The sequence below is a fragment of the Polaromonas sp. genome (assembly GCF_030689685.1).
In the GTDB taxonomy this organism is placed as follows: Bacteria; Pseudomonadota; Gammaproteobacteria; order Burkholderiales; family Burkholderiaceae_C; genus Polaromonas.
Genome location: NZ_JAUYEY010000043.1, coordinates 1 through 17,649, shown reverse-complemented (window position 1 = coordinate 17,649; position 17,649 = coordinate 1). Strand labels below are relative to the sequence as shown.

The window sequence follows — 17,649 nt, the reverse complement described above, 5'->3', positions numbered from 1 at the left end:
GCTGGGACTCATCCATGTTGATCACCATTCTTGGGATGATCAACCCACTCACCAAAAGTCACCTCAAATTACGGCTTCAGGCTCATTCCTGATTGGAAATACAGGCCTCTGCTCAGGCTCATACCACGTTGGAAAAGGCTGGTGATTGACCAGGGCGCAGGCGTGCCGCAAGATGCGGCGCCCAGCCTGCGCGGGTACTTTCGGGAGTGGCTGCTACTCGTCAACGAGCAAGACGAACCACTCAAGCTCAAGAGATGGTCGGTTTCAGTTACTGCGCACGATCATTGAATCCGTCGGGCGTGAGGGCGCGCAACAAGCATTTGAGACCTTTTTCCAAATCAAAGGTCTTCCCCGCATCGCCGCGCGGGTCGCCCACTTTGCCAGCCGCGCGGGTGTTGCGCCTGGCAAAGTACAAGTGAAGGACTTGGCCTACCGCTGGGCAGCGTACCTGCCCAACGGGGATCTGCAGCTTCATTGGAAGTGCCTGATGGCTCCGCTCACCGTGATTGACTCCGTGGTGGTGCATGCGCTTTGCCACATGGGCCATCGCGATCATTCGGAGGCATTCTGGAATGCGGTGGACAAGGTGCTTCAAAATTACCGCGAGCGAAAAGAGTGGCTGCGGCAACGAGGCGCAAATCTGGAGCTTTGACGAGCCGCTCGCCGTCAATCGCCTATTGAGCGTTTCAGAACTCATGACAGTCAGAACGCTCAATCCCTCACCCCGACCCTCTCCCAAGGGGCGAGGGTGGAAACTTCGCTATTGAATTCATAGCTATTGACCTCCGCCTGGCTTGGGAGAAAGGCCAATTTGGCACGGGATCCCGGCAGCCTGCGGACTCAAAAGCGGCACCTTGGTATGCCGTTTTTTCATTTCAGGTTGCCTGTACCCCCGGACTGCTGTTGCCGTCCTACATCCACCCCGGCACTTGCTGCGTATTGTGATAAGGCGCCTCCCAGCGCTGACGCGCTGCGGCGGATTCCGCAGACACACAACGATTCCTCAAGGAGCTCTTCATGAAAAAACTACTCATTGCAGCCAGCGTTGCCGTTCTTCTCAGCGCTTGCGCTGGCGGCATGTCCGGCAACACCATGTCCGGCGGCCCATCGGTCATGGTCGGCGGCGCGGCCATGTTCCCGACCAAGGACATCATTGACAACGCGGTCAACTCCAAAGACCACACCACTCTGGTTGCTGCGGTCAAGGCCGCTGGCCTGGTTGACACCCTGAAGAGCCCTGGCCCCTTCACCGTGTTTGCACCCACCAACGCCGCTTTTGCCGCCTTGCCACCCGGCGCCGTGGATTCCCTGCTCAAGCCCGAGAACAAGTCCATCCTGACCAAGGTGCTGACCGCCCACGTGGTGCCCGGCCGCCTGGACGCCGCCGCGCTGAGCCAGCGCGTGATGGCCGGCAATGGCCGCGCCATGCTGACCACCGCCAGCGGTGACACCCTGGTCGTGACCAGCAGCGGCTCCAATGTGATGGTAACCGACGAAAAAGGCGGCACGGCCATGGTCACGATTGCCAATGTGTACCAGTCCAACGGCGTGATTCACGTCGTCAACAAGGTGCTGGTTCCAAACTAAGCCAAGCCTCCGGAGCGCACATCCATCCGGCCGTGGCGCGCGCCAACGGCCGGGTGACCAGTGCCCAAGCCACCACAAACTGCAACGGTTTGTGGTGGCTTTTTTTGCCTGGCACCGACACACTGACGCCTCGCAAGGCGACATGCCCAGGACGCCTTGCGCACAGGTCGGCATCTGTTGTGCTATTAAATAGATAGCTTTCTGCACTTGTAAATAAAGGGCCAGGGTCCGATTTGACTCAAAAAATAGGCCAACAACCAGATCAACGAGCAATCTTTGCTGCTCCCCCCGCAACGCCAGGAGAACGCCCACGGCAAATGTAAGCAGGTTCTTTTTGATGGCGGGCAGGTTAGAAATCATTACAAGATACTTCGACTTTTTTATCCTGCTGAGTTCGGTTGAGACCACACTGACTGGCCGAGCTGAATGGGTTTTTGCGAAAAAACTCACTTGATCCATGCTTGTTTTGTCACAACATCCATCTCACCAGATGATTCCGCAGAGCGGTGTTTTCGAGCGCTGCCTGCAGGAAGCCGCCGATGCCGCCAAGCCTGCGCTTGCGCACTGCATTGGCCACGCGGTCGCGGGACTGCAGTTGGCGGAAACCCAAAGCATGAAACCGGCTGAGCGCGACGAGTTTGGCCTGGCCTGGCGAGAACTGCTCAAACACAAGGACGACTGGTGCGCGCAGTACCCGCAGAACCTGCTCAATGCCTTCCGCAGCGCAGCGCCGGGCACCGCTGACCTGCTGGCGCCCCAGCCGAATGTGATGCCTGCAACAAAACACAGTGGGATGGACGCGGACCTGTTCTCGCTGGTGGACAACGCCCAGGTCGAGCAGGGCATCGAGTCGTCCCGCTTGCTGCAGCAGGTGTTGCCCGCCGTCGGTCAGGTGTTGGCTGAACTCGATGCCTTGATGAGTTCAGCGCAAGGCCTGGTCAACGTCAAGCCGGCGTACAACCCGGTGCGGCCCGAGGTCTACGCCCACACCCTGCGCAACTTGATGGCCACGGCGGCTGTCGAGCCAGCCATCCATGCCTTGTGGGTCAACCACCTGGCCGAGCCAATGGGGCGTGAGCTCAAGCGGGTGTACGAAAAACTGATCAATCTGCTGGAGCTGGCCCAGGTGCGTGCTGCCAGCTACCGGGTCGTGCCGACACCCGCCAGCGCCGTCCGCGGCACAACAAGTACGGCAAGCGCGAGCAAGCTTGGTGCCCTGACCGGCGGCGGCGCCCATGCGAGCCCGGTCGGCGTCGGTTATGTGTCGGACGAGCCCCTTGCCAGATCACCGTCGCAGTATGCGGACTTGTCCAATGGCGACCTCAGGGACGTGTTGTTCCAGGACTTCCTGTTTCACGGTGGCAGCGCGGCCAGCCACGGGCTGACGCCTTCTTATTACGCCACCATCGAAGAGGAGCTGATCGCGCTCAAAGCCACGCCAGACTCGGCACCTGCGCCACTGAAGGCGAGTCCGCGTGCCAGGCAGCACGGCGAAAGTAGCCACGACTATCACGGCACCCGCAGCGACCCGAGCCGCCCCACGCTGCCGGCCGGCGAGGCCGACGCCGACGCGGACACGCCGGAAAACGCATCACGCATCATTGACGTGTTGAGCCAGCTCAGCTCGCAGGTCTGGGGCGTCTACGGCCGCGCCCGCGAACGCGCGCTGGTGCGCACGCAACTGAAAAAAGACGCCACCCATGTCGGCCAGGTGCTGGGCATGGAAGTGGTGCGCAAGCTGGTCAACCAGGTTGCGCAAGACCCGCGCCTGCTGGTGCCAGTGCGCGAGGCCATTGTTGCGCTGGAGCCGTCGCTGCTGCGCCTGGCCATGGTGGACTCGCGGTTTTTCAGCGAAAAAAACCACCCCGGCCGCCGCCTGATGGAGCGCGTGGCGCAGCGCAGCTTCAAGTACAACAGCGACGCCAGCCCAGAGTTCGCCGCTTTTTTTACCTCGGTCACTGAAGCCTTCAATGCGCTGAACGTGCTGGACATCGCCGACGCCCGGCCTTTCGGCGCCGCCTTGAGCAGCCTGCAAAACCTCTGGGATGCGCAAGACCGCCAGGAGAAAGCGCAGCGCAGCAGCATGCGCCAGACCATGCAGTTTGCCGAGGAGCGGCAAAGCCAGGCGGACCAGATCGCCTTTGACATGAGCATGCGTGCCGACCTGGACCAGGTGCCGGGCGTGGTGCTGGACTTTCTGTTCGGCCCCTGGGCGCTGGTGCTGGCGCATGCGCGCCTGACTGATACCCAACGCCAGATCGACCCCCATGGCTACGGCTCACTGGTCAGCGACCTGCTCTGGAGCGTCAAGCCCCAGGTCACGCTCAAGCGCCCGGCGCAACTGATTGACATGATTCCCGGCATGCTGGCGAAACTGCACACCGGACTGGCCTCGCTCGGGCAGAACCCGCGCGAGACCGAGGTGTTTTTCAGCACCATGGAAAAGTTGCACCGACCGGTGCTCTAGCTGCGCCGCGTGCGCAGCCGCCGCGATGCCGAGGAGTCAGACTCCGCGCCACTGGAGGTGGCGCTGGCCGACGCGCCGGACATGAGCGACATCCTGCCGGCCACGCCCGCGCAACGCAAGGCCAAGGCGGCTGGCCAGCCCTGGCTGGCGCCGCAGGAGCGGGACGATGCCGGTTTTGAAGACACCATGCCTTCTGGACCTGCCGAATTGAGTGAAGAACCCGCCGACGAAGAGGCGCCACCGCTTGCGAAAGCTGACTGCGTGGAACAGTCGTCAGTTGCAAAAGCCACGCCCAACGCGGAGCAGATCTTGCTCGGCTTGCGGGAGGGCAGCTGGGTCGACCTGCATTCCAAGCGACGCTGGCTACGCGCCCAACTGATATGGGCCAGCACGCGAGGCACACTGTTTATGTTTGTCAGCCAGGGTGGCCAGCCCCACTCCATGACCAAGCGCATCTGCGAACGCCTGATCACCCAAGGGCTGCTGCGACCGGCCAACACCTCGGGCGTGGTCGATCACGCTCTCGACGCATTGCTTGCCCAAAGCGAAGCACCCGCCGCCTTCATCTCCCGGATCTGACAAACGGTTTGCGGCGTTACCCAGCCGCATGCCGGAAAAATTAGGTCTTGTCCTACGCCGGCTCGCGCGCAGCACCCAAACCACTAAAACCACACTCGAATAGGCTAGTTCCTGAGGTCAGGAACCAGCATTCTTTCTGCGTTTCCTCTACGGAGAGTTTATGCCATCAAGAGTGTTCGTAAGAGAGGCCGTCATGGCGGTGGTTGGCCTCACCATTCATGTGGCAGCCCCAGTCGTGCGTAGGCCGAAGCCTTGTTCGGGCACGGATTGCGGCTTCATTCTGACGATACCCGCTCACGAACCGTGGGCCATTCAAGGAGTTCGTCGCTCGTCACGTCGCAAGGACGTCTGTGGTTGCCGTCGCGAGTCGGCTCTTGCGGGGACGGGGGGGCGACAGGGCGGATGCATCGGGCGCCACTGAAGGCGCAACGCCTGGGACACCGCCCGGCGACGAAGTGGCGGCGCTCGGGATGCCTGGAGTTGCTGGAACAGTGGGTGCCAGGACGGGGGCTACGGTTGTTGCTTCGCTCTGCTGCGGCAGTGGCAAGGACAACACCGCACGCACTGGCGCAAACAGACCTTCAGCCAGCATGGCTTCCCGCAGTGCAACCGACACCAGCACATATCCCGGCGCAAGCTCAGAGCCCACAGCAAAGGGTCGGGCAGGTTTTCCATCGACCGAGATCAACGCAGCGCCCTGGCCCACCAGGCTGGCAATCACGCCCGACAGAATAAATCGCTCAGCCGGGCCGGGTCCAGGTCCGGCAGCAACAGGCGCAGCAGCCCCGAGGAGCCGAGCCAGCTCCATCGGGCGTGAAATTTCAGGCGTTGCCGTGAGAGGTGGAGTGTCAACCAGCGAGGGGCCTTCGGTTGCAAGACCCACCTGTGTCCAGTACCAGCCGGACATGGCAACGGCTGCCCAGACGACCGCAGTCGCCATCCGCCAACCGATTGCACTTTGCAGATTTGACATCACTCAAGAATCATCCCACAGCAACCGGCCCTGTCGCAAGTCAGGCTTTGGCGTTGCGTCATTCTGTCCTACACGCAATCCCTCGCGTGGGTCCCTGGCCTGTGGTTTTACATTGATTGAGCTGATGGTGGTGCTGGTCATCATCGGTGTACTGGCTGCATTGATTGTTCCTAACGTGCTGGACCGCGCTGACGATGCGCGCGTGATGGCCGCCCGCACCGATGTGAACAATCTGAATCAGGCACTCAAGCTTTACAAGCTGGACAACCAGCGTTTGCCCAACGGAGAACAGGGCCTGCAGGCACTGGTCACCAGGCCCACCCGTGCTCCCGTGCCGGCCAACTGGAAGGCCTACCTGGACAAACTGCCTAACGACCCCTGGGGTCGCCCGTATCAATACCTCAACCCCGGTGTCAAAGGTGAAGTTGACGTGATGTCCCTCGGAGCCGATGGCCAACCCGGCGGCGAAGGCAAGAACGCAGACATTGGTAGCTGGCAGTAGGGATGTGGCCCCCACACTCGTCACTGCGTGTACGTCGTTGCCCCCCGAGGGGGTTGGCCTTCGCTTGGGGCGGCCCTGCGCTTCGTCCCTGGCCCCCACACTCGTCACTGCGTGTACGTCGTTGCCCCCCGAGGGGGTTGGCCTTCGCTTGGGGCGGCCCTGCACGGCCAAGCCTTACCGGGGATTTACCTTGCTGGAGCTTTTGGTGGTGCTGACCATCATGGCCATGGCGACGGCCGGGGTCGCGCTGGTACTGCGAGACAACGCCGATGCAGCGCTTGAGCGGGAGGCGCAGCGACTGGTGGCCTTGTTTGAATCGGCGCGGGCGCAGTCACGCGCCAGTGGTGTGGCCGTGCGCTGGCACACGACGCCTGAGGGTTTTCGCTTTGAAGGTCTTCCGCCTGGGTCACTGCCCGCCCGGTGGTTGACCGAGGGCATGGGGGTGCGCGGAAACACCAGCGTGCAACTTGGACCGGAACCGATTGTCGGCGCGCAAGCAGTGGATCTCGTCAACAGCCAACAGCCCCAGCGCACCCTGCGCATTGCCACCAACGGTCTGCGGCCGTTCGCCGTGCAGGCAACGGATCAGCCATGAAACCCGCGCGCCTGCGCCCGACACCCACTTCAGAATGGGGCTTCACCTTGATTGAGGTGCTGGTCGCATTGGCCATCGTGGCGATTTCGCTGGTCGCCGGCCTGCAGGCCACCACGGCCTTGACCAACAACGCACTGCGCCAGTCCGATGTGCTGCTGGCCCACCTGTGTGCGGAAAACGAATTGATCAAGCTTCGCCTATTGCAACAAATGCCGGGTGTAGGTGACAACACCTCGCGCTGCGAGCAGGCCGGTCGCGGCCTGCAGGTGACGCTGTCGGTCCGACCCACGCCCAACCCCAAGTTCCGGCGAGTGGACGCTCTAATCAACGATGGCAACGCGCCAGTGCTGCGGCTGTCCGCTGTGGTGACCCATGACTGACATGTACATGGCCTCCACGCTTGCCCCCTCCCGCCCGAGAGGCGCTGGGCTGACCGGCGGCCGCGAGGTCGCCATACGGCTGCGGCCAAACCGGGCATGTGGGTTCACCCTGATAGAGCTGATGGTGGCGATCACCGTCATGGCACTGCTGGCAGTGCTCAGTTGGCGCGGCCTGGACGCAATGGCACGCGCACAAGCGCAAACCAGCTTGCGGGCCGACCAGGTTCTCACCCTGCAAGCGGGTCTGGCGCAATGGAAAATTGATCTCGATGCGCTGAGCCACACGCCGCAGGTGAACCCGCTGGACTGGGATGGCCGCGTGCTGCGCCTGACACGGCGCACCGCCGCGCCCGGCGATGGCTTGCTGGTGGTGGCATGGACACGCCGCACCGACGACGCGGGCCAATGGCTGCGCTGGCAGTCGCCGGTGGTTCGCACGCTCAGTGGCTGGAGCGACGCCTGGGGCCACGCAAGTGCGTGGGCGCAAGGCGCAAACACCGAGGACCCGACACGCGAGGTGCGCATTACGCCGCTGGAGAACTGGCAGATTTTCTATTTTCGGGGCAACGCCTGGACCCATCCGATGTCCAGCGCGGGCGGGCAGACGGCAGCGACCCCCGGCCAGCCCGCCGCACAGATCGTTTCCCAGACGGTAATCCCCGATGGCATTCGGTTGGTACTGATGCTGCCCACCACCCAGGCCATCAGCGGCACGCTCACCGTCGACTGGGTCAACCCGACCTTGAGCGGAGAAAAATCGTGACAGCAAGCCGGGCCTGTTGTTTGCCGCCTTGCAGGCCCCCCGCATGCGGCAAACAAAAATCCGCTACGCAGACAGGTGTGGCCCTGCTAACCGCCATGCTCACCGTCACGCTGGTGGCCACCTTTGCCGCCGCAGCCTTGTGGCAGCAATGGCGCGACGTGGAAGTGGAGGCGGCAGAACGGGCGCGCGTGCAGTCAAGCTGGTTGCTCACTGGCGCACTGGATTGGGCTCGCCTGATCCTGCGGGAGGACGCCCGTTCCGGCGGGGTCGATCACCTGGCCGAGCCTTGGGCTGTGCCGCTGAACGATGCGCGTTTGTCGAGCTTTTTGTCAGCAGACAGGAACGCTGACGACAGTGGTCGGGATGCCTTTGTCTCGGGCCAGATGGTCGACCTGCAGAGTCGGCTCAATGTTGCCAACCTGATCGACGGCAATGTCGTTTCTGATTCGGGCATGGCCGGCTTCAGTCGCTTGTTTGCAACGCTCGGTCTGCCACCTGCAGAGTTGGCGATGCTGGCTGGGCAACTGCTGCAGGCGTCTCGAAACGGCAACCCGGTCGACCATCAAGGCTCGGCGCAAGCGGCCACCGACGGCGTACCCGCCCCGCTGATGCCGGAGCGGGTCAGTGAGTTGCTTTGGCTGGGCTTGACACCAGCGTCGTTGAACTCGCTGAGTCCGTACATCACCCTGCTACCGACCCGCACGCCGGTCAACCTCAACACAGCCAGCGCCGAAGTGATCCACGCCATCACACCCGGCCTGGAAATGGCGGACGCGCAAAAGCTGGTGAGCGCGCGCCAGCGCAGCCACTTTCGCGCACTGACCGACGCTACCCAGGTCAGCGCGGGTCGCCCCGGTCAGTTCAACGAAAGTCTGCACACGATCAGTTCCCGATTTTTTGAGGTGCGCGGCAGTTTGCGACTCAACCAGACCACCCTGCAAGAGCGTTCTTTGGTGCAACGCGACGGACTGACAGTCCGCACGCTGTGGCGCCATCGCAGCGTGGTTCCGGACAGCCAGGGGAGAACACAGTGAAGACGCTGGTCGTTTACTTGCCTCCGACCGAAGCGGAAACCACGCTGGCGTATGACTATGTATTGACGGCGGACGGTCACACCGCGAGTGACCATGCCTGCGTTGCACCCTCCTTGCTGCCGCCCGCCGCACGCGGCGGCGAGGTGGTAGCGGTGGTCCCGGTGACGCTGCTGTCGTGGCACAGTGTCGACCTGCCGAAAGGCATTGGGGCCGGATCGGCCCGGCTGCGGCCCGTGCTGGAGGGTCTGCTGGAAGATCGCCTGCTGGATGACGCAGCGCATATGCATCTGGCGCTGGCACCAGCAGCAAGTGCGGGCAGTGGGCGCGTCTGGGTGGCGGCCTGCGACAAAACCTGGCTGCGCCGTCACCTTCAGGCACTAGAGGCGGCGGGGCGCAGGGTCGCCCGCGTGGTGCCAGAATTTGCACCGGACATCGGGCCGTTGCGCTTGCATGCGATCAGTGACGACAACCTGTCACAGTTGATCATGACCGGCGGTGGCGCCAGAGGTGTGATGCGCTTGCCGCTGACGCCTGCAGCGCTGGCACTCGTACCCGATTCGTCTGCCGATGAAGACGTCCTGGTCTTCGCCGAGCCTGCGGTTGCGGAACTTGCTGAACAGCTCTTGCAGCGCAAGGTCGGCCTCATCACCCGGCCCCAACGCTGGCTGGAGGCCGTCCGCTCCCCCTGGGATCTGGCGCAATCTGACCTGACCTCCTCAAGCCGTTTGCGAACTGTCAAGCATCTGACCGGCCTCGGCCGCGGGCTGCTGCAGACGCCCGCCGGACGGCCCGCACGCTGGGGCCTCGCGCTTTTGTTGATCGTCAATCTTGTGGGCCTGAACGTCTGGTCATGGCAGGTTGAAAACACCCTGCAAACGCGGCGCGCAGCGCTTGCGGTCACACTGACGCAGACCTTTCCGCAGGTCAAGCTGGTGGTGGACGCACCGCTCCAAATGGAGCGTGAACTGGCTTTGTTGCGGCAGGCTTCAGGCGCCGCGACCGGCCGCGACCTGGAGCCGATTCTGGCGGCGCTTGGCTCAGTCGCTCGCGCTGATCTCTCGCTTGACGCCATCGAGTTCATGGCCGGCGAAGCCCGGCTGAAAGGCCTGCAACTCCAGGTACCGGAAGTCGCCCAGATGTCCGAAAAACTCCAGCGCCTGGGTTACGCCGCACGTCAAGAGGGAGACACTTTCTTCATCAAGCAAGTCGCCGCAGAGGGTGGGTCGCGATGACAATAGCCACCGCTTTGTCCCCGCTGCGGGGCCGCTGGGCCGCAGCTCATCCGCGCGAGCAGCGCCTTGTACGCAGCGCCGTGGTGCTGGTCGGTCTGGCTTTGGTTTGGTGGCTACTGGTGGCGCCGCCACTTCGCACCCTGAGTCAGGGACCTACCGAGCAAGGCAGCCTTGAGGTGCAGGGGCAAAAAATGCAAAACCTGCGCGTCCAGGCGCTGGCTTTACAGGCGGTCCGCAAGGTCAGCCACGACGAAGCACTGCGCGCGCTGGACGCGGCAGTTCGCCAACAGTTCGGCGCTTCGGCTCAACTGAGCGTGCTTGGCGACAGCGCAACCGTCTCCTTGCGCAACGCACCAGCCGACGCACTGGCGCAATGGCTCCCGCTAGCGCGGGTGAATGCGCGGGCGCTACCCAGCGAGGTGCGCCTGATGCGCACCAACACCACCCCACCAGGGCAAGCGGTGTGGAGCGGCACCATCGTCATGCGCCTGCCGCCGCAATAAGCGCGGGCCCCCATCATTCCACGCTAAAAGCATGACCCCTTCCCACCCTCTCGCCCACCTGACCCTGGCTCTGCGTCTCTGGTCAAAGCCACCCCCTGTCATGTTTCTGGCGGCGCTCGTTATAGGGCTGGGTGCTGCTGCGTCATCGGTCGCCCAGCCTGCGCGAACCTTCCCTGCACCGCCCAGTGTTGCATCGCGCTCGACCACGCCGGTGACACTCAATTTCATCAATGCCGAGATAGAGGCTGTCTCCCGCACCATGGCCGTGATCAGCGGCCGCAATGTGGTGGTGGACCCCCGCGTCAAAGGCACCATGACGCTGGTAACCGCCGTGCCCGCAACACCCGCGCAAGCCTTGCGCTTGTTCTCCGCGCAGTTGCGGACCCAGGGCTTTGCACTGGTGGAGTCTTCGGGTCTGTTTCTGGTGGTCCCAGAGGCAGATGCCAAGCTGCAAAGCGGTGCCGTGTCCACCACTTCACCGCCCGCTGCGAGCGGCCAGATCCAGACGCAGATATTCCGGCTGAACCATGAGACAGCCACCAATCTGGTGCCGGTGTTGCGTCCGTTGATCAGCCCGAACAACACCATCAACGTGAACCCCGGCAACAACTCGCTGATCATCACCGACTACGCCGACAACCTGCGCCGCATTGGCACCATCATTGCTGCGCTCGACATCGCGAATGCGACGGGCGTGGAAATCATCCGGCTGCAGCACGCTATCGCGACCGATCTGGCGCCCATCGTGAACCGCCTGATCGACTCCGGCAGTACTGGCACCATTGCACCGGGACAGACCGACGGCTCGTTCAAAACCACGCTGCTGGCCGAGCCTCGCAGTAACTCGCTGATTTTGCGTGCAGCCAATCCGGCACGCATTGCGCTCGTCAGAACGCTGGTCGACAAACTCGACCAGGCGGCTTTCAACAGCACCGGCAAGGACACTGCCAGTGGCAATATCTACGTGGTCTATCTTAAAAACGCCGATGCAACCAAACTGGCGGCCACACTGCGTGCGGCGCTGGCTGCAACATCCGCCGGCCCTGTCGCCTTGAGCCTCGCCGGCCCTGCGGCCAACGCCCCACCGCCTCCAGGCGGCGGCAGCGCCAGCGCCAGCGGGACAGGAAGCAGCAGCACCCTCACGACCAGCCTGGTCAGCGCCCAGCCTTCCACCGGTGGCCAGATCCAGGCCGATCCTTCCACCAACTCGCTGATCATTACCGCGCCCGAACCGCAATACCGGCAACTGCGCGCCGTCATCGACAAACTTGATGCCAGGCGTGCCCAGGTGTTTGTTGAAAGCCTGATTGCCGAAGTCAATGCTGACAAAGCCGCTGAATTTGGTATCCAGTTTCAAGGCTCCCTCGGCAGGAAAGGCGACGGCGCCATCGGCTTGTTGGGAACGAACTTCAGCATAGGCGGCGCCAATATCATCGCGCTGGCCACACAGGCCGCTGGCGGCGCCGGTACCGTGGCGCCCTCCACAGGCGGAAATATTGGCATAGCCAACCGGCAGGCCAACGGCATGTATGTGCTGGGCTTTCTGGCACGGTTTCTGGAAGCCAGTGGCGACGGCAACATCCTGTCAACACCCAACCTCCTGACGCTGGACAACGAGGAGGCGCGCATTGTGATTGGCCAGAATGTGCCCTTTGTCACTGGCTCCTTCACCAACACCGGCGGTGGCAACGGCGGCTCCGTCAATCCGTTTCAGACCATCGAGAGAAAAGACGTGGGCCTGACCCTGCGGGTCAAGCCCCAGATCAGCGAGAACGGCACGGTGAAGATGCAGATCTTCCAGGAGGTCAGCAGTGTGCAGGCCTCATCGATCAACTCCAGCACTGGCCTGATCACCAACAAACGCTCCATCGAATCCACTGTGCTGGTTGATGACGGTGCCATCGTGGTCCTGGGCGGCCTGCTGCAGGACGAATACTCCGGCAACCAGGAAAAAATACCGGTCCTGGGAGACATTCCGATTGTCGGCACCCTGTTCAAAAGCGAAACGCGCTCGCGCAAAAAGACCAACCTGATGGTGTTTCTCAGGCCGGTGGTGGTGCGGGACGCATCCTCGACCGACACCCTGTCGATGGACCGTTATGACCTCATGCGCGCCGTGCAAAGAGATGCGCAACCATTGCCCAGGGTCATGGTGCCCATCAACGAATCACCGGTCCTGCCTGCCGCAATTCCGTTCGTCCCGCCTTCCCCTCGCATGGAAACGCCTGCGGTCACCTTGCCGCCGCCGGCACCCTTTGTTCCTCCGCCACCCTTGGCCTCTCCTCCGGTGCCGCTACGTTAGCCCTCATGCGCTACCCCCTGCCTTATGCTTTCGCCCGCAGCAACGCGCTGCTGCTGGAAGACGACGGTCATGGGCTGACACTGTGGCACAACGCCAGCCCGGACCTGAACGCCATCGGTGAAGTAATGCGCAAGTACGCCACGCAAAGCAGCGCGCTTTCAATGGAACGGGCTGAGGCCGGGGTGCTGGCCCAGCGCATCAGTGCGGCCTACGCGGCCGGAGAGTCGAGCGCCGCTGCCGTGGTCAGTGAAGTGGAGTCCGATGCCGACCTGTCCCGCATCATGCAGGAGCTCCCCGCAGTAGAGGACCTGCTAGAGACGTCCGACGACGCACCCATCATCCGCATGCTCAACGCCTTGTTGACGCAGGCAGCGCGCGACGGCGCCAGCGACATCCATATTGAACCCTATGAGCGGCATTCCAGCGTGCGGTTTCGGGTGGATGGCACGCTGCGCGAGGTGGTGCAGCCCAACCGGGCCTTGCATGCGGCGCTGATCTCGCGTCTGAAGATCATGGCGGACCTCGACATATCGGAAAAGCGCCTGCCGCAGGATGGACGCATCTCGCTGCGCATTGGCACACGCGCTGTGGACGTGCGCGTCAGCACACTGCCAAGCGCGCATGGAGAGCGCGCGGTGCTGCGTCTGCTGGACAAAAGCGAGAGCAAGCTGAGTCTGGAGTCAGTCGGCATGCAGGGCGATGTGCTGCGCCGCTTCGAGCAGCTGATTGCACAGCCGCACGGAATCATCCTCGTCACCGGTCCGACCGGCTCAGGCAAGACCACCACCCTGTATGCCGCCTTGCAGCGGCTAGACGCCAGTGCCAGCAACATCATGACCGTCGAAGACCCGATCGAGTACGAACTGCACGGCATTGGCCAGACGCAGGTCAACGCCAAAATCGACCTGAGCTTTGCCAAGGCTCTTCGGGCCATCCTGCGGCAGGATCCGGACGTGATCATGATCGGTGAGATCCGCGACTTTGAAACCGCGCAGATCGCCATTCAGGCGTCGCTGACCGGCCACCTGGTGCTGGCCACGCTGCACACCAACGATGCGGCGAGCGCCGTGACGCGTCTCACAGACATCGGCATCGAACCGTTTCTGCTCAGCTCCTCGCTGCTGGGCGTGCTGGCCCAGCGACTGGTACGAAAACGCTGCACTTTCTGCAATGAAGACGCCACCCGTTCGTCACTGACAGCGGGATGCGCGCAATGCGGCCAGACCGGCTATTCGGGTCGCACGGGCGTGTTTGAACTGCTGGTCACCGACGACGACGTTCGCGCCCAAATTCACAACCGCGCATCCGAGGCCGAAATCCGGATCGCCGCATTGGCGGCCGGCATGACGCTGATGCGCGACGATGGTGAGCGGCTGGTGGCAGCAGGCATCACCTCGCGCGAAGAGTTGCTGCGCGTGACCCGTGACTGATATCCAGCGCTCGCCATCAGCCAACGAAGACAACCACCAAAGCAAATCATGCCTGCCTATTCTTTTGAAGCCATGCAAAGCGACGGTAAATTTCGCCGGGGCATCATTGAGGCCGACACGGTCAGGGCTGCTCGCAGCATGCTGCGCACGCAGGCCCTGGTGCCGCTGGCCGTCAACCCGGTGGCCGGTGATGGAAGCGGTGGCAGCACGCGGTCGGTATGGCAAACACCGCTGTTTGGCGGTCGCGTGTTCAGCGCCACGGGGCTGGCGATCTGGACCCGCCAGATCGCAGGGCTGGTCTCCTGCGGATTGCCGCTGGAGCGTGCACTGACCGCTCTGACCGAGAAAGCGGAGGACGAAAAGCAGCGCAATCTGGTGGCCTCACTGCGCGCTGAAGTCAACGGGGGCGCGAGTTTTGCAAGAGCACTGTCCCACCACCCCCGCGAGTTTTCAGACATCTACATCGCCGTGATCGGTGCGGGCGAGCAAACCGGCCATCTGGGTCAGGTGCTCGAACGCCTGGCCGACGACCTTGAAGAACGCCAGACCCTCAAGTCCAGGCTGCTGGGCGCAGCGCTCTACCCTGCGATTGTCACCCTGGTGGCTATCGTGATCGTGATGTTTCTGGTGGGCTATGTGGTGCCGCAGGTCGCCAACGTTTTTCTGGGTACCAAGCGGGCGCTGCCTTTTCTGACGGTCGCCATGCTCGCCATCAGCGCCTTTGTGCGCAGCTATGGCTGGGCGGCGTTGGGAGTGTTGACAGTGATGGCCTTTGGCCTGCGTCTGGCGTTGAAGGGTGAGCGCTTTCGCGAACAGTTTGACACCGCCACATTGAAGTTGCCTATCATCGGCCGTGTCACCCGGGACTACAACGCAGCCCGCTTTGCAGGCACGCTCGCGATGTTGGCTGGCGCGGGTGTTCCCATTCTTAAAGCTTTGCAGGCAGCTTCAGAGACTTTGTCCAACCGGGCCATGCGTGCTGATGCGCTGGATGCGCTGCTGCTGGTGCGCGAGGGCGCGTCACTGGCCGCAGCGCTGGCGCGGAAGAAACGTTTCCCCGGACTGGTCAGCATGTTTGCGCGTCTTGGTGAGCAAACGGGACAGCTACCGGTCATGCTGCAGCGCGTGGCGACACAGCTGTCGGCAGAAGTGCAACGGCGTGCCATGGCAATGGCGACCATTCTGGAGCCCCTGCTGATCGTCACGATGGGGCTGGTGGTGATGCTGATCGTGCTTGCGGTCCTCCTGCCCATCATTCAACTCAATCAATGGGTGAAGTGAGGCTTTGGCAGGTCGGCAGCCACCCGGAACGAAGCAGCCACCACTGCACTAGGAGTCTGGGCGGCAGAAGGCGTCGAAGCGAAAAGTGGCCCCGGCGAGGACAGTTTTTGCCGGGTTTGCAGCGCCATAGCCGCAGCTATGGGGCAAAAAGCCGGTGAAAAATGGACTGGCGCGGCCGCTTTACAGCCGACCTACCTTCTGCCGCCCAGGCTCCTAGACGTCGGTCCGGCCTGAAAGAACGCTTTTGGTTCGCTGGTAGAAGCCAAGCTCGTTGATGGTGATCATCGGACGGTTGGCGGTGAATGTTTTTTCAATCGAGGCCTGCTGCGCTTTGGCGACGGTCGTCAGGCCGCGCTTGGCGGCAGCCAGCCCCAGAACAGCAAATGGATACGGATCCAGCTTGCCCGCTTCCCAGCCCGGCGAATTGACTGCCAGGAAGTTCCATGCGCGGTCATAGTAGCCGGCACACTCCGTCACACCAAACACCTGCGGGAACACCTGGCAGGTGGTGCCGGGATAAAACGAAGTTTCTGTCTGGGTGGACAGATCAGCCATGCGAAAGGCGTTGGTCGCAGGGCTGAAGAGGGTCGTCATTGCGGTGGCGATGTTCTTCGCGAATAAATCGTAGTAGGCCGCGTCGGCCGCGTCCCCACGCTCCCTGAGCATGGCCGCAAAGTCTCGCAGGCCGCGATAGACCTCGGAGTTGTCCATCAAATAGCCGGCGTTGTTGGTTTGATTGCGGGGGGCCTGAAAAACACTTGTCAAGCCATTGGGTTTGACCGCCAGGGCGATATTTCGGTAAGCCATGTCCTTGAGTCTGGTTTTGTTCTTGTCCCACCAGGCCCAGTTTTGGCTGGCCCGCAGGTAGCGCACGGCCAGGGTCAATGTCGTCGCAGCGTAAGAGTCATCCGAGTCGGCCATTGCCAGTGTGAAGCTGCTGGTGTTGGCGCGGCCAAACGGAAAGTGCACATCCTTGATGGACACATCCGGTTCAAGCTTGCTGATGTACAGGTCCAGGTAGGTGCGAATGTACTTGTCGAGGTCTGTCGCATCAAGGTATTGAACGATGGAGATCAACCCGAGATTGGTGAAGTACCAGTTGGACAGTCCGTTCGGCGCAATTTCGTACGCCCCAGCATACGGGCCTGTAGGAATTCGCAGCGCCTTGATTTCCGCGACCGCGTTAATCCCCACTGCCGAGGGAGGAGGAACACAGGCGTCTACGGTTTGGGCAAGACTGGGGCTCATGCCGCCCAGTATGGTCGTGCTGAGCGCAGCGGTTCCGAGAAAAAAATTTCGTCTATGCATAAAAGTCCAGTGAAATAAAACGTCCGTGAAACCAGGGTCCAGCAAAAAAAATCCCCTTCACCACTCGCCTCAGTTGCCGTTACGTCAACGCTGGTCGGGTGCTTGTCTGTTGGCATGGCGCTAATGTGACGCTGAACGGAAAACTTCGGCGTTATGTGTGCTGCCGCACATAACCGTAGGATTGGGACTACAAGGCGTAGAGAAAATATCGGCGCTCTTTAAGCAATAAACGTAGGACATGTCCTACGTTTATTGCCCGTATATTTTTGATCTTTTTCAAATGAAAAAATTCTTAATCCCTTCAAAATATCTGCGATCTGTCGAGCAATTCTGTAAGTATTGGCCTACAAAATCGAGGCGGGCAATTTTTCTTGAGGCCTCTAAAAAGTAGGACCTCTCCTACACGCCCAAGGCCCCGAAAACGCACGGAGCGGGTTCGCCAGGGTCGCTGCACGAAAAGTCGAAAACGCCTCAGCGCAGCAAAAAAATCGCGAAAAAATGAGCCCTTTGTTGGCTTTTATGTAAATTTTTGTTGGGCATGCGAAACACGGTTTTACCAACCGTGACGCTTGCTTATTCCATTTCCACAACATTAGTGCAATAATATCCTCCATCATACTTGATGGAGAAAGTCATGGCACGTCCAGTTACCGGGGATGATGAGACGATCGAAATTGCGCAAATAGCGATCTCGCAAGCCACAACGATGGATG

The 17,649-nt window shown here is 61.9% G+C and carries 14 protein-coding genes and 1 pseudogene; 13 read left to right on the top strand and 2 right to left on the bottom strand.

Annotation, left to right across the window (positions count from 1 at the left end; translation table 11 throughout):
* Positions 1 to 145: 145 nt before the first annotated feature.
* The 3 genes and pseudogenes from Q8O29_RS10865 to Q8O29_RS10855 all read left to right on the top strand — a co-directional run bounded on the left by Q8O29_RS10865 (position 146) and on the right by Q8O29_RS10855 (position 4,633).
* A complete protein-coding gene (locus Q8O29_RS10865) occupies positions 146 to 652 on the top strand; it encodes a M48 family metallopeptidase (protein WP_305562648.1) in 507 nt (168 codons plus the stop codon).
* Positions 653 to 1,017: 365 nt separating this feature from the next.
* Positions 1,018 to 1,587, top strand: coding sequence for a fasciclin domain-containing protein (locus Q8O29_RS10860; RefSeq protein ID WP_371134209.1), 570 nt, complete (start codon positions 1,018 to 1,020; stop codon positions 1,585 to 1,587).
* Positions 1,588 to 2,044: 457 nt separating this feature from the next.
* Positions 2,045 to 4,633 (top strand): annotated as a pseudogene (locus Q8O29_RS10855) (DUF1631 family protein).
* A gap of 331 nt (positions 4,634 to 4,964) precedes the next feature.
* Here Q8O29_RS10855 and Q8O29_RS10845 read toward each other — a convergent pair.
* Positions 4,965 to 5,573 carry a hypothetical protein gene (locus Q8O29_RS10845; protein WP_305562642.1) on the bottom strand — a complete coding sequence of 203 codons (609 nt, stop codon included), beginning with the start codon at positions 5,571 to 5,573 and terminating at the stop codon, positions 4,965 to 4,967.
* 127 nt (positions 5,574 to 5,700) lie between these two features.
* On the opposite strand from Q8O29_RS10845, the gene gspG reads away from it, so the two are divergent.
* The 10 genes from gspG to gspF all read left to right on the top strand — a co-directional run bounded on the left by gspG (position 5,701) and on the right by gspF (position 15,628).
* Positions 5,701 to 6,108 (top strand): type II secretion system major pseudopilin GspG, encoded by a 408-nt coding sequence (gene gspG, locus Q8O29_RS10840; protein ID WP_305562650.1) that lies wholly within the window; start codon positions 5,701 to 5,703, stop codon positions 6,106 to 6,108.
* Positions 6,109 to 6,172: 64 nt separating this feature from the next.
* Positions 6,173 to 6,703, top strand: a complete 531-nt coding sequence (locus Q8O29_RS10835; RefSeq protein ID WP_371134211.1) for a prepilin-type N-terminal cleavage/methylation domain-containing protein — start codon at positions 6,173 to 6,175, stop codon at positions 6,701 to 6,703.
* Positions 6,700 to 7,083, top strand: coding sequence for a type II secretion system minor pseudopilin GspI (gspI, locus tag Q8O29_RS10830; protein WP_305562638.1), 384 nt, complete (start codon positions 6,700 to 6,702; stop codon positions 7,081 to 7,083). The genes Q8O29_RS10835 and gspI overlap by 4 nt, the downstream gene beginning before the upstream one ends.
* Positions 7,076 to 7,846, top strand: coding sequence for a type II secretion system protein J (locus tag Q8O29_RS10825; RefSeq protein WP_305562636.1), 771 nt, complete (start codon positions 7,076 to 7,078; stop codon positions 7,844 to 7,846). Before gspI ends, Q8O29_RS10825 begins: the two co-directional genes overlap by 8 nt.
* Positions 7,847 to 7,923: 77 nt before the next feature.
* Positions 7,924 to 8,880: a type II secretion system minor pseudopilin GspK gene (gspK, locus tag Q8O29_RS10820; protein ID WP_305562634.1), complete on the top strand. Its 957-nt coding sequence runs from the start codon at positions 7,924 to 7,926 to the stop codon at positions 8,878 to 8,880.
* On the top strand, positions 8,877 to 10,112 hold the full coding sequence (gene gspL / locus Q8O29_RS10815) for a type II secretion system protein GspL (RefSeq protein ID WP_305562632.1): 1,236 nt from the start codon (positions 8,877 to 8,879) through the stop codon (positions 10,110 to 10,112). Before gspK ends, gspL begins: the two co-directional genes overlap by 4 nt.
* The gene (gspM, locus tag Q8O29_RS10810; protein WP_305562630.1) at positions 10,109 to 10,615 is read left to right on the top strand and encodes a type II secretion system protein GspM; all 507 of its coding nucleotides are present in this window, start codon (positions 10,109 to 10,111) and stop codon (positions 10,613 to 10,615) included. Before gspL ends, gspM begins: the two co-directional genes overlap by 4 nt.
* Before the next feature lie 100 nt (positions 10,616 to 10,715).
* A complete protein-coding gene (gspD, locus tag Q8O29_RS10805) occupies positions 10,716 to 12,917 on the top strand; it encodes a type II secretion system secretin GspD (RefSeq protein WP_371134210.1) in 2,202 nt (733 codons plus the stop codon).
* A gap of 5 nt (positions 12,918 to 12,922) precedes the next feature.
* Entirely contained in the window at positions 12,923 to 14,347 is a 1,425-nt protein-coding gene (gene gspE, locus Q8O29_RS10800; protein WP_305562626.1) for a type II secretion system ATPase GspE, read from the top strand.
* 48 nt (positions 14,348 to 14,395) lie between these two features.
* Positions 14,396 to 15,628, top strand: a complete 1,233-nt coding sequence (gene gspF, locus Q8O29_RS10795; RefSeq protein WP_305562624.1) for a type II secretion system inner membrane protein GspF — start codon at positions 14,396 to 14,398, stop codon at positions 15,626 to 15,628.
* Positions 15,629 to 15,841: 213 nt separating this feature from the next.
* Here gspF and Q8O29_RS10790 read toward each other — a convergent pair whose 3' ends face one another.
* On the bottom strand, positions 15,842 to 16,876 hold the full coding sequence (locus Q8O29_RS10790) for a hypothetical protein (RefSeq protein ID WP_305562622.1): 1,035 nt from the start codon (positions 16,874 to 16,876) through the stop codon (positions 15,842 to 15,844).
* Positions 16,877 to 17,649: the final 773 nt, after the last annotated feature.

What these genes read in the sequence shown, in the direction of transcription:
- Q8O29_RS10860 (WP_371134209.1), top strand. Translation starts at nt 1,018, where the DNA reads ATGAAAAAACTACTCATTGCAGCCAGCGTTGCCGTTCTTCTCAGCGCT.
- Q8O29_RS10845 (WP_305562642.1), bottom strand. Translation starts at nt 5,573, where the DNA reads ATGGCGACTGCGGTCGTCTGGGCAGCCGTTGCCATGTCCGGCTGGTAC.
- gspI (WP_305562638.1), top strand. Translation starts at nt 6,700, where the DNA reads ATGAAACCCGCGCGCCTGCGCCCGACACCCACTTCAGAATGGGGCTTC.
- Q8O29_RS10825 (WP_305562636.1), top strand. Translation starts at nt 7,076, where the DNA reads ATGACTGACATGTACATGGCCTCCACGCTTGCCCCCTCCCGCCCGAGA.
- gspM (WP_305562630.1), top strand. Translation starts at nt 10,109, where the DNA reads ATGACAATAGCCACCGCTTTGTCCCCGCTGCGGGGCCGCTGGGCCGCA.
- gspD (WP_371134210.1), top strand. Translation starts at nt 10,716, where the DNA reads ATGTTTCTGGCGGCGCTCGTTATAGGGCTGGGTGCTGCTGCGTCATCG.
- gspE (WP_305562626.1), top strand. Translation starts at nt 12,923, where the DNA reads ATGCGCTACCCCCTGCCTTATGCTTTCGCCCGCAGCAACGCGCTGCTG.
- gspF (WP_305562624.1), top strand. Translation starts at nt 14,396, where the DNA reads ATGCCTGCCTATTCTTTTGAAGCCATGCAAAGCGACGGTAAATTTCGC.
- Q8O29_RS10790 (WP_305562622.1), bottom strand. Translation starts at nt 16,876, where the DNA reads ATGAGCCCCAGTCTTGCCCAAACCGTAGACGCCTGTGTTCCTCCTCCC.